Source organism: Burkholderia sp. EMB26, assembly GCF_024730645.1.
Lineage (GTDB): Bacteria > Pseudomonadota > Gammaproteobacteria > Burkholderiales > Burkholderiaceae > Burkholderia > Burkholderia cenocepacia.
The window spans coordinates 1,233,048-1,245,639 of the sequence record NZ_CP078071.1 but is presented as its reverse complement, the minus strand read 5'-3'; the positions used below and the strand labels follow the sequence as shown (position 1 = coordinate 1,245,639).

4 protein-coding genes are annotated in these 12,592 nt (G+C 65.8%); 2 read left to right on the top strand and 2 right to left on the bottom strand.

From position 1 onward, the window contains the following. Positions 1–245 precede the first annotated feature (245 nt). Positions 246–824: an NnrU family protein gene (locus KU887_RS22415; protein WP_006490860.1), complete on the top strand. Its 579-nt coding sequence runs from the start codon at positions 246–248 to the stop codon at positions 822–824. Positions 825–857: 33 nt separating this feature from the next. Here the strand turns inward: KU887_RS22415 and KU887_RS22410 are convergent, their stop codons facing one another. Both KU887_RS22410 and KU887_RS22405 read right to left on the bottom strand, forming a co-directional pair. Further along, entirely contained in the window at positions 858–2,237 is a 1,380-nt protein-coding gene (locus tag KU887_RS22410; RefSeq protein ID WP_006490861.1) for an amino acid permease, read from the bottom strand. Between the two features lie 289 nt (positions 2,238–2,526). Beyond that, positions 2,527–3,264, bottom strand: coding sequence for a sulfite exporter TauE/SafE family protein (locus KU887_RS22405; RefSeq protein ID WP_006490854.1), 738 nt, complete (start codon positions 3,262–3,264; stop codon positions 2,527–2,529). Positions 3,265–4,477: 1,213 nt separating this feature from the next. On the opposite strand from KU887_RS22405, the gene adhA reads away from it, so the two are divergent. After that, on the top strand, positions 4,478–12,583 hold the full coding sequence (adhA, locus tag KU887_RS22400; protein WP_258258170.1) for a cable pilus-associated adhesin AdhA: 8,106 nt from the start codon (positions 4,478–4,480) through the stop codon (positions 12,581–12,583). Positions 12,584–12,592 lie beyond the last annotated feature (9 nt).

Sequence of the window (12,592 nt, the reverse complement as noted above, 5' to 3'; positions counted from 1 at the left end):
CCTCGTCGCGGCCGACCAGCACGCCGCGCGGGCGACTGGCCCGCGCGATCCGGCGCATGAACGCATCGAGCGTGACGCACCGCACATCCTGCGTGCTTCACAACGGCGGCCCCGACGTTTATGATCGGCGCGGGCTGCGCCCGTGCGTCGCGCGACCCGCGCCGGCCTCGCCGCCGGCCCGCGAACGGCGCACCGTACGCCGCGCGGCACGCTTCCCCACTCATCATTCCAGACGGAGACAGCCGATGCTCGTCCTGATTCTCGGTTTAGCGATCTTCCTCGGTGTGCACTCGGTCCGGATCGTCGCCGACGGCTGGCGGTCCGCGACGATCGATCGGATCGGCGAGAAAGGCTGGAAGGGCGGCTACGCGATCGCGTCGATCGTCGGCTTCGTGCTGATCATCTGGGGGTACGGGATCGCCCGCGCGGGCGCGACGTTGCTGTGGGTGTCGCCGGTCGGCGTGCGCCACCTGACGGGCATGCTGACCGCGGTCGCATTCGTGCTGATCGCCGCGTCCTACGTGCCGCGCAACCGGATCAAGACGCTCGTCGGGCATCCGATGCTGGCCGGCGTGATGGTGTGGGCGGTGGCGCACCTGCTCGTGAACGGCACCGTGCATGCGGTCGTGCTGTTCGGTGCGTTCTTCGTGTGGTCGATCGTCGATTTCGTCGTGTCGCGTGCGCGGGATCGCAGCGACGGTGTCCGCTATCCGGCCGGCGGGCTGGCCGGCGACCTCGCAACCGTGGCGGCCGGGCTCGTCGCCTGGGCCGTGTTCGCGCTGTTCCTGCACGGCCCGCTGATCGGCGTGCGGCCGTTCGGCTGAACGGAACGCGCACGCCGGTCGGCCTCCCGCCGGTCAACGCCCCTTCGCGCCGGCGGCCTGCCCGAACGACGGCTGCTTGCGCCGCAGGAAGTACGCCGCGACGATCGCGAGCGCCGTCAGCACCGTGAACCAGAACTGGAAGCGCGAATCCGGGTTGAACGCCTGCGACCCCAGCACGGCGACCAGCGCCAGCAGCGCGACCCAGTTCGATACCGGATAGAACCACGCGCGGAACGCCGTCGGATCGCGTTGCTCGTGCTTCGTCTGCCGGCGCATCGCGAAGTGCGCGACGATGATGAAGATCCACACGATCATCACGAACGCGCCGCTGCTCTTCGCGAGCATCAGGAACAGGTCGCCGCCGCTCACGAAGTGAATGCCGAGGATCGACACGCAGATCGCGAGGCACAGCACGAGCGCGTTCATCGGCACGCCCTTCGCGTTGGTGCGGCCGAACACCGCGGGCGCGTGGCCGCGCTGGCTCAGCGAGAACAGCATGCGCGAGTTCGAGAACAGGAACGAGTTCATCACCGACATGAACGACACGAACAGCACGATCTTCATCGCGACGGCGGCCTCCGTGAAGCCTGCCATGCCGAACAGCGATACGTACGGCGATTTCAGGTTGGCCTTGTCGGTCCACGGCATGCACAGGATCAGGATCGACACCGAGCCGACGTAGAACACCATCACGCGCACGATCACGCTCTTGATCGCGCGGATCACGTTCCTGCTCGGGTTTTCCGATTCGCCCGCGGCCACTGCCGCGATCTCGCTGCCGCCGAGCGAGAAGATCACGACCATCACGCCGGCGAGCACGGGCGAGATGCCGTTCGGCATGAAGCCGCCGTGATCCGTGAGGTTCACGAGCCCCGGCGCGGGAATGCGCGGCTGGAAGCCGAGCAGGATCGACGCGCCGAGCGCCATGAACACGATGATCGTCGCGACCTTCGCGAACGACAGCCAGTATTCGGCTTCGCCGAACGAGCGCACCGAATACGCGTTGCTCGCGATCAGCGTGACGAGCATGAACAGCGCGCCGCCCCAGATCGGCAGCCACGGCAGGAAATCGTGGAGGATCGCGCCGAGCAGGATCGCTTCGACGGTGATCGTCATCATCGACTTGAACCAGTACAGCCAGCCGACCGCGAAGCCGGCCCATTCGCCGAGATAGCTGCTCGCATACGTGGAGAACGATCCGCTGTCGGGATTGCGGGACGCCATTTCGCCGAGCATGAACATGACCAGCGTGACGATCACGCCGCCGATCAGGTACGACAGGATCGCCGCGGGGCCGGCCGTTGCGATGATCGCGCCGGAGCCGACGAACAGGCCCGCGCCGATCACGCCGCCGAGCGCGATCATCGTGATGTGCCGTTGCTTGAGGCTTTGCCTCAACGAGTTGTCCTGCATCTCCTACCTCTAGTTATTGTTGGCCGGGAACGTATCGGGCGGCGCGGCGGCAAGCGTTCTGCCGCCGCGGGGCGCCGATGTCGAGGGAGCGTGTGTGACGCGATGTGCGGGGCCGCCTGCGGTGTATCGAAATGGCGGCCACGGTGTGCCGGTCGGTGCCCGCGAGAGGGCGGTGATGGCGACAAACCGGATTGTCGGCGGACACCGCCGCGACGGCAAACGAGATATGCGAAAGACGTCTTGCGGTTTGCTCATCAATTGCCGCGATCGCGGCAGGCGTGGGCGTGGGTCAGATCGGTTTGACGAACAACCCGATGGTCAGCAGCACGCCGATGCAGACGATCGCGATTCGCAGCACGCGTTCGTTGACGCGATGCAGCGCCCATGCGCCGAGCAGGCCGCCGACGATGGCGCCGCCGCCGAGTGCGATCGCCGCGCGCCAGTGAAGGTGCGGCGAGGTGAGGAACAGCACGACCGCCGACGCATTCATCACGCCCGCGAGCGCGTTCTTGGTCGACATCGCGCGACGCGGCGGCAGGCCGGCCATCGTCAGCGCGGCCATCATCAGGAACCCGATGCCGCCGCCGAAGTAGCCGCCGTAGATCGCGATCAGGAACTGCGAGGCCCCGGCCGCGACAGGGCCGAGATGTTGCGTGCCCGCGCCCGGCTTGCGAAAGAAGCTGCCCCATGCGAACACGATCGTCGCGAACAGCACGAGCCACGGGACGAGGCGCGAGAAGATCGACGAAGGCGTCTTCAGCAACAGCAGCCCGCCGAGCGCGCCGCCGACCACGCTGATCGCGAACAGCGCGCGAAACGGCAGCCTGCCCACGCCGCTCACCATGTTCCGGCTCGCCCAGCCCGTCGTGACCTGGCCGGGGAACAGTGCGACCGTCGACGTGATGTTGGCCGCGAGCGGCGACATCCCCGACACGATCAGCGCGGGCAGCGTGACGAACGAGCCGCCGCCGGCGAGAGCGTTCTGCAGGCCGGCCCACAGGCCGGCGAGGATGATGAGGGCGAGCACGATCGATGGATCCGGGATATTCCGACCTTGAACCGCGAACGGCCAGGCTTGCCGGGCGGGGATGCACGATGGTAATTCAGGACCGCGGCCGATGCACGCACGATACGCGGCGTGCCGATGGCGGCCAGGACGCGGACGAAATGAGCATCGATTGTCTGCGGCGACGATTCAATTAATAAAGACCAGGTCGTTTATTTCGTTTCTGGATTCATCGGGTGTGGTTTTCGGGAGACGGGTTTTTGGTATGAGCGGACAGGGTTGCGGCGAAGGTTGAATTGAATTCCGGGCATCCAGGCAGAAACGGATGCTGGGGTCGGAAGCGCCCGGATGTCGGAAGTTTTTGAGTGAATGTCGGGAAGAGAGAAGCGTCTTGCGAAAATCCTTGTCGTCGAAGAGGTTTTTGGCAGGATCCGACGCGTCGAAATGCTCGATCTCAATATAGTTGCATGGTGAGGTTCGATTTCATTTTTCACCCTGCAGCGTTGGGTGCGAGCGTGCGCGCATACGCCTTGTCGCACCGGCTGGGCCGAAAACATTCGGTTTCCAGCGGTGCTTTCGGGGATAACCCGCATCGCGATGACTCATTGCCACGACAGCGAATAAGGTGAACCAATCCAGACAATTGTTTATGTTTTTATAAGCGGCGGGAAATATGCGAAAGAAAGGCTGAAAATATTTGTAAAAGTGCCAGTGGAGTGCAATCATGTACGTGAAAGACCGGTGTAATCTAAACGCAGGCACGAGCGGTACATAGAGAGAGTGATGGTGCGCCGCGGCAATTCGCCCTGATCAAGCGAATTGTTGATGATTCGCGATAAAAGGAAATAACTAATATGGCGAGGGCGGTAGAAATGCAGATCCAATATCAAACAAAAAATCGCCGCGTGGACAACACCCGCGGCGCGAGGGCCATCAAACACGTATGTCCGTCGGACTGGCGCGTTGTATTGGGCCATTTCCCGGCACGCAGGGCGAACGGCTGTTCCGGCCGTCTGGACTCATCCCTGATTCCGTAGCAGCCCCGGCTCCATTTTTCCTTTTCCGGCATAGGCCGCCTCGGGCGGGCTAGCGGCTAGTTGCGTCCCGCGCGAGCCGGATACCCGGTTTGCAGCGGCGCGAATTCGCGTCGTGCTCCGTCGCGCCTGTTTGGTTGAACGTTTGCCTGTCATCGACGGGCCAGCTTTTGTCACATCCATCTACAAGGAGTCGGGCAATGGTTTCCTCGTCGGTCTTGAGCAATCACGTCGATGTTCCGGTCGCCAACGGTTCGCAGGTCGTCGCGTCGCCGGGTGGCCCGGCGAATTTTCTGCTGTCGGCCCACAAGGAGGACGTGGCCAACTATGCGCGTTCGGGGAACGACCTGGTCGTCGAATTCAAGGACGGCCGAACAGTGCGCGTTCAGGCGTTCTTCGAGAACGGCGCGGATTATCACAATCTCGTCTTCGTTCAGGACGACGGGCGATTTCTTGTGCAGTTCGGCCCCGCACTGCAGGCGACCGGCGATGGCATCGTCGATGCGGCGCTCACTTATGCGCCGATCGGCGACGGGTTGTCGACTGGTGCGCTGCTCGGAATACTCGGCGGCGTCGCCGCGGCCGGCGGCATTGCGGCAGCCGCGGCCAGCGGCGGCGGTGGGGATGACGGCGGTAGCGGCGCCAGTGGCGGAGGAACGCCGACCGGGCCGGCGCGACTGGCGATCGATTCGATCGATGGGCAGTCGACCGACGGCAACGGCAATATCGTCACGGGGCGGGCGTCGCCGACGATCGCGGGTTCGGGCGCTCAGCCGAACACGACGGTGACGATCCAGGTCGATGGTCAGACGATCGGTGCGGTGACTGCGGACGCGAACGGGCGCTGGTCGTACACGGCCGGTACGTTGCCGGAGGGCGCCCATCAGATCACCGTGACGCAGACCGACAGTAGCGGCAATACGAGCGAGCTGAGCACGGTGGGGATCGTGGTGGATACGATCGTGCCGGAAACGCCTGCGATTACGGCCGTCAGCGACGATGCACAACATCCGGTGACGATCGGCGGTGCGACGAGCGATACGACGCCGACGCTCGGCGGTACCGCGGAAGCGGGTAGCAGGGTGAGCGTGTATGACGGCACGACGCTGCTGGGAACGACGACAGCGGATTCGTCCGGGAAGTGGACATTTACGCCGACCACGGGTTTGGGCGAGGGCGCGCACTCGATTACGGTGACTGCGACAGATGCGGCCGGCAACGTGAGCACCCCGAGCGCGGCCTTCGAGCTGACGATCGATACGACGGCTCCCGCGCTGCCCACGGTGAACGCGACGGACGGTACATCGCTGTCGGGCACGGCCGAAGTGGGCGCAACGGTCAACATCGATACGAACGGCGACGGCACGCCGGACGCCACCGTGACAGCCGACCCGAGCGGCGCGTGGACGTACACGCCCTCGACCCCGCTGCCGGCTGGTACGGTGATCGGCGTGACGGCCACCGATGCGGCAGGCAACACGGGCCCGTCTGCCTCGGTAACGGTGACGGGTGACACGACGGCACCGGGTGCGCCGGTCATCGGCACCGTGACGGATGACGTGGGTTCTGTTGTTGGTGCGATCATTTCCGGCGGCAGTACTGATGACGCGACGCCGACATTGAGCGGTACAGCGGAGGCAGGCAGCACAGTGAGCGTGTATGACGGCACGACGTTGTTGGGTACGACGACGGCCGACCCGTCCGGAAATTGGACGTTCACGCCGACCACGGGTTTGGGTGAGGGCGCACACAGCCTGACCGTCACCGCAACGGATGCGGCCGGCAACGTGAGTGTTCCGAGCACGGCCTTCGATCTGACGATCGATACGACGGCTCCGGCGATTCCGACAGTGAACGCGACGGACGGTACGTCGTTGTCGGGCACGGCCGAAGCGGGTGCAACGGTCAACATCGATACGAACGGCGACGGCACGCCGGATGCCACCGTAACAGCCGACCCCAGCGGCGCGTGGACGTACACGCCCTCGACCCCGCTGCCGGCTGGCACGGTGATTGGCGTGACGGCCACGGACGCGGCGGGCAATACGGGCCCGTCTGCATCGGTAACGGTGACGGGCGACACGACGGCACCGGGTGCGCCGGTCATCGGTACGGTGACGGACGACGTAGGCTCTGTTGTTGGTGCGATCATTTCCGGAGGCAGTACTGATGACGCGACGCCGACATTGAGCGGCACAGCGGAAGCGGGCAGCACGGTGAGCGTGTATGACGGCACGACGTTGTTGGGTACGACGACGGCAGATCCGTCCGGAAACTGGACGTTCACGCCGACCACGGGTTTGGGAGAGGGCGCGCACTCGATTACGGTGACTGCCACGGACACGGCCGGCAACGTGAGTGTTCCGAGCACGGCCTTCGACCTGACGATCGATACGACGGCTCCTGCATTACCCACGGTGAACGCGACGGACGGTACGTCGCTGTCGGGCACGGCGGAAGCGGGCGCGACGGTCAACATCGATACGAACGGCGACGGCACGCCGGACGCCACCGTAACAGCCGACCCGAGCGGCGCGTGGACGTACACGCCCTCGACCCCGCTGCCGGCTGGTACGGTGATCGGCGTGACGGCCACGGACGCGGCGGGCAATACGGGCCCGTCTGCATCGGTAACGGTGACGGGCGACACGACGGCACCGGGTGCGCCGGTCATCGGTACGGTGACGGACGACGTAGGCTCTGTTGTTGGTGCGATCATTTCCGGAGGCAGTACTGATGACGCGACGCCGACATTGAGCGGCACAGCGGAAGCGGGCAGCACGGTGAGCGTGTATGACGGCACGACGTTGTTGGGTACGACGACGGCAGATCCGTCCGGAAACTGGACGTTCACGCCGACCACGGGTTTGGGAGAGGGCGCGCACTCGATTACGGTGACTGCCACGGACACGGCCGGCAACGTGAGTGTTCCGAGCACGGCCTTCGACCTGACGATCGATACGACGGCTCCTGCATTACCCACGGTGAACGCGACGGACGGTATGTCGCTGTCGGGCACGGCCGAAGCGGGCGCAACGGTCAACATCGATACGAACGGCGACGGCACGCCGGACGCCACCGTGACAGCCGACCCGAGCGGCGCGTGGACGTACACGCCGTCGACCCCGCTGCCGGCTGGTACGGTGATCGGCGTGACTGCTACCGATGCGGCAGGCAACACGGGCCCGTCTGCCTCGGTAACGGTGACGGGAGACACGACGGCGCCGGCCGCACCGATCGTTGTTAGTGTCACGGACGACGTTGGCTCGATCGTTGGCCTGCTGACGACTGGCGCGACGACGGACGACACGACCCCGACGCTTGCCGGTACGGCGGAAGCAGGGAGCACGGTGAGCGTGTATGACGGCACGACGTTGCTGGGCACGACGACGGCAGATCCGTCCGGAAACTGGACGTTCACGCCGGCCACGGGTTTGGGAGAGGGCGCGCACAGCTTGACCGTCACCGCCACGGACACGGCAGGCAATGTGAGTGTTCCGAGCACGGCTTTCGAGCTGACGATCGATACGACGGCTCCTGCATTACCGACGGTGAACGCGACCGACGGTACGTCACTGTCGGGTACGGCCGAAGCGGGTGCGACGGTCAACATCGACACGAACGGCGACGGCACGCCGGACGCCACCGTAACAGCCGACCCGAGCGGCGCGTGGACGTACACACCATCGACCCCGCTGCCGATCGGCACGGTGATTGGCGTGACGGCTACCGACGCGGCGGGCAATACGGGCCCGTCTGCTTCGGTAACGGTGACGGGCGACACGACGGCACCCGGTGCGCCGGTCATCGGTACGGTGACGGACGACGTAGGCTCTGTTGTTGGTGCGATCATTTCCGGAGGCAGTACTGATGACGCGACGCCGACATTGAGCGGCACAGCGGAAGCGGGCAGCACGGTGAGCGTGTATGACGGCACGACGTTGTTGGGTACGACGACGGCAGATCCGTCCGGAAACTGGACGTTCACGCCGACCACGGGTTTGGGAGAGGGCGCGCACTCGATTACGGTGACTGCCACGGACACGGCCGGCAACGTGAGTGTTCCGAGCACGGCCTTCGACCTGACGATCGATACGACGGCTCCTGCATTACCCACGGTGAACGCGACGGACGGTACGTCGCTGTCGGGCACGGCGGAAGCGGGCGCGACGGTCAACATCGATACGAACGGCGACGGCACGCCGGACGCCACCGTAACAGCCGACCCGAGCGGCGCGTGGACGTACACGCCGTCGACCCCGCTGCCGGCTGGTACGGTGATCGGCGTGACTGCTACCGATGCGGCGGGCAATACGGGCCCGTCTGCCTCGGTAACGGTGACGGGCGACACGACGGCGCCGACCGCACCGATCGTTGTTAGTGTCACGGACGACGTTGGCTCGATCGTTGGCCTGCTGACGACTGGCGCGACGACGGACGACACGACCCCGACGCTTGCCGGTACGGCGGAAGCAGGGAGCACGGTGAGCGTGTATGACGGCACGACGTTGCTGGGCACGACGACGGCAGATCCGTCCGGAAACTGGACGTTCACGCCGACCACGGGTTTGGGAGAGGGCGCGCACTCGATTACGGTGACTGCCACGGACACGGCCGGCAACGTGAGTGTTCCGAGCACGGCCTTCGACCTGACGATCGATACGACGGCTCCTGCATTACCCACGGTGAACGCGACGGACGGTATGTCGCTGTCGGGCACGGCCGAAGCGGGCGCAACGGTCAACATCGATACGAACGGCGACGGCACGCCGGACGCCACCGTGACAGCCGACCCGAGCGGCGCGTGGACGTACACGCCGTCGACCCCGCTGCCGGCTGGTACGGTGATCGGCGTGACTGCTACCGATGCGGCAGGCAACACGGGCCCGTCTGCCTCGGTAACGGTGACGGGAGACACGACGGCGCCGGCCGCACCGATCGTTGTTAGTGTCACGGACGACGTTGGCTCGATCGTTGGCCTGCTGACGACTGGCGCGACGACGGACGACACGACCCCGACGCTTGCCGGTACGGCGGAAGCAGGGAGCACGGTGAGCGTGTATGACGGCACGACGTTGCTGGGCACGACGACGGCAGATCCGTCCGGAAACTGGACGTTCACGCCGGCCACGGGTTTGGGAGAGGGCGCGCACTCGATTACGGTGACTGCCACGGACACGGCCGGCAACGTGAGCACCCCGAGCACGGCCTTCGACCTGACGATCGATACGACAGCTCCGTCGATTCCGACAGTGGACACGACGGACGGTACGTCGTTGTCGGGCACGGCCGAAGCGGGTGCAACGGTCAACATCGATACGAACGGCGACGGCACGCCGGATGCCACCGTAACAGCCGACCCCAGCGGCGCGTGGACGTACACGCCCTCGACCCCGCTGCCGGCTGGCACGGTGATTGGCGTGACGGCCACGGACGCGGCGGGCAATACGGGCCCGTCTGCATCGGTAACGGTGACGGGCGACACGACGGCACCGGGTGCGCCGGTCATCGGTACGGTGACGGACGACGTAGGCTCTGTTGTTGGTGCGATCATTTCCGGAGGCAGTACTGATGACGCGACGCCGACATTGAGCGGCACAGCGGAAGCGGGCAGCACGGTGAGCGTGTATGACGGCACGACGTTGTTGGGTACGACGACGGCAGATCCGTCCGGAAACTGGACGTTCACGCCGACCACGGGTTTGGGAGAGGGCGCGCACTCGATTACGGTGACTGCCACGGACACGGCCGGCAACGTGAGTGTTCCGAGCACGGCCTTCGACCTGACGATCGATACGACGGCTCCTGCATTACCCACGGTGAACGCGACGGACGGTATGTCGCTGTCGGGCACGGCCGAAGCGGGCGCAACGGTCAACATCGATACGAACGGCGACGGCACGCCGGACGCCACCGTGACAGCCGACCCGAGCGGCGCGTGGACGTACACGCCGTCGACCCCGCTGCCGGCTGGTACGGTGATCGGCGTGACTGCTACCGATGCGGCAGGCAACACGGGCCCGTCTGCCTCGGTAACGGTGACGGGAGACACGACGGCGCCGGCCGCACCGATCGTTGTTAGTGTCACGGACGACGTTGGCTCGATCGTTGGCCTGCTGACGACTGGCGCGACGACGGACGACACGACCCCGACGCTTGCCGGTACGGCGGAAGCAGGGAGCACGGTGAGCGTGTATGACGGCACGACGTTGCTGGGCACGACGACGGCAGATCCGTCCGGAAACTGGACGTTCACGCCGGCCACGGGTTTGGGAGAGGGCGCGCACTCGATTACGGTGACTGCCACGGACACGGCCGGCAACGTGAGCACCCCGAGCACGGCCTTCGACCTGACGATCGATACGACGGCTCCTGCATTACCGACGGTGAATGCGACCGACGGTACGTCGTTGTCGGGTACGGCCGAAGCGGGCGCAACGGTCAACATCGATACGAACGGTGACGGCACGCCGGACGCCACCGTGACGGCCGACCCGAGTGGCGCGTGGACGTACACACCATCGAGCCCGCTGCCGATCGGTACGGTGATCGGCGTGACCGCCGCGGACGCGGCTGGCAACACCGGCCCGTCCGCGTCGGTAACGGTTGCAGACCTGACGGCGCCGGCCGCGCCGATCATCGGCACCGTGACCGACGACGTTGGCTCGATCGTTGGTCTGCTGACGACTGGCGCGACGACGGACGACACGACCCCGACGCTTGCCGGTACAGCGGAAGCAGGCAGCACGGTGAGCGTCTATGACGGCACGACGTTGTTGGGTACGACGACAGCAGACCCGTCCGGAAACTGGACGTTCACGCCGACCACGGGTTTGGGAGAGGGCGCGCACTCGATTACGGTGACTGCCACGGACACGGCCGGCAACGTGAGCCCCCCCAGCGCGGCATTCGCGATCACGGTCGATACGACCGCACCGACTGCGACGGCCACGCTGACGACCCTGACCGACAACACCGGCGTGCCCAACGACTGGATCACCGGCGACACGACCCCGACCCTGAGCGGCACGCTGAATGCTGCGCTCGGTGCGGGCGAGGTCGTCCAGGTCAGCCTCGACGGCGGCGCCCACTGGACCAACGCGACCGTCAACGGCACGAACTGGACCTGGTACACGCCGGGCGTGTTGTCCGCGGCGAACTACACGGCGACGGTGCGCGTGGTCGATGCCGCCGGCAACCTCGGCCCGACGACGTCGCAGCTTTTCACGATCGATCCGAATGTCGCACCGGTCGTATCGGCGCAGGCGTCGGGGAACCTGCTCGGGATCATCGGCGCGAACCTGCTCAACCTGATCGATTTCAGCACGCAGCAGGCGTTCTCCGCATCGGACTACAACAACAACCTCGATCACGTGACGCTGCACTACGGCGGATTGCTCGGCCTCGGCGCGCTGCAATTCAACGCGAACCAGGCGCTGGCGAACGAACTGGGGCTGCACTTCAACGTCGTCAACAACCCCGGAATCCTCGGCATCATCGGGCCGTCGTCCGACCTGACGATCACGGCGACCGACGGCGGCCCGATCGACAACCTGAGGCTCAACGAGTTTCTCGGTTCGATCACGCTGAACGGCGGGCTGATCAGCATCAGCGCGCTCGACAGCGTGACGATCTCCGCGACCGACAAGACAGGGCTGTCCGCATCGGCCACCGCCGGTCAGTTGCTGAACGCGAGCCTGCTCGGCTCGACGCAGTCGGCGTCGATCATCGAGGGGACGTCGGGCAGCGACACCGTCACGGGCACGTCCGGCAACGACCGACTGTACGGCTATGGCGGCGACGACGTGCTGAACGGCGGCGACGGCAATGATCTGCTGCGCGGCGGCGCCGGCAACGACACGCTGAACGGTGGCAACGGCAACGATATCCTGATCGGCGGCGCCGGTAACGACACGCTGACGGGCGGCGCCGGCACCGACGTGTTCCTGTGGGAAGTCGTCGGCGCGGACAACACCGGCGGCAACGGCCATGACGTCATCACCGACTTCCAGCTGGCAAGCGGCCCCACCGATACGAGCGGCGACAAGATCGATCTGTCGAAGCTGCTGGTCGGCTACACGGCCGACGCGGACGGGCCCGCGCACTACGTGGACGGCGTGCCCACGATCGATGCGGGCGACACGATCGGGCAGTTCCTGTCGGTGACGAACGTCGGCGCCGATACGGTGATCAGCATCGACCGCGACGGCGCCGGGACGGCGTTCGGTTCCGAAACCCTCGTCACGCTGAACAACGTGACGACCAACCTGGAGAGCCTGCTCGCGAACCATCAGATCATCGTCTGACCGCAGCGC

Coding starts and splice junctions, on each gene's coding strand:
- KU887_RS22415 (WP_006490860.1), top strand. CDS start 246: ATGCTCGTCCTGATTCTCGGTTTAGCGATCTTCCTCGGTGTGCACTCG.
- adhA (WP_258258170.1), top strand. CDS start 4,478: ATGGTTTCCTCGTCGGTCTTGAGCAATCACGTCGATGTTCCGGTCGCC.
- KU887_RS22410 (WP_006490861.1), bottom strand. CDS start 2,237: ATGCAGGACAACTCGTTGAGGCAAAGCCTCAAGCAACGGCACATCACG.